The organism is Enterococcus sp. C76 (genome assembly GCF_040886985.1).
Classification (GTDB): Bacteria; Bacillota; Bacilli; order Lactobacillales; family Enterococcaceae; genus Enterococcus_B; species Enterococcus_B lactis.
Genome location: NZ_JBFOEY010000081.1, coordinates 1 through 278 on the forward strand (window position 1 = coordinate 1; position 278 = coordinate 278).

A 278-nucleotide genomic window follows, 5' to 3' on the forward strand; every position below is an offset into this window, starting at 1 on the left:
CAATGAATATAAAGAAAAAGGAGTAGATATATGGATGCTTGGATTTCATTTTTTATAAAAATAGTGTTGTTGTTTATGGCTTTTATGATGATGTTAGGTTTTATTATCTTTGGCATTGAACTTTCTGACATTTCTAATTACAAACAGTTTGTCAATTATACAATTGAACGAAATGGTGGATTAACTTCTGAGTCACTTGATGAAATTGAAGAATATTCGGAAAAACATGTTCATGGTAGGTATGTAATAGCTTCTGAAAAGCTAGGACAGAAGGTGAA

1 pseudogene is annotated in these 278 nt (G+C 29.9%); it reads left to right on the forward strand.

Annotation, left to right across the window (positions count from 1 at the left end):
- Nucleotides 1-30: 30 nt before the first annotated feature.
- Nucleotides 31-278, forward strand: a pseudogene (locus AB3I00_RS14845) (hypothetical protein); the annotation flags it as partial.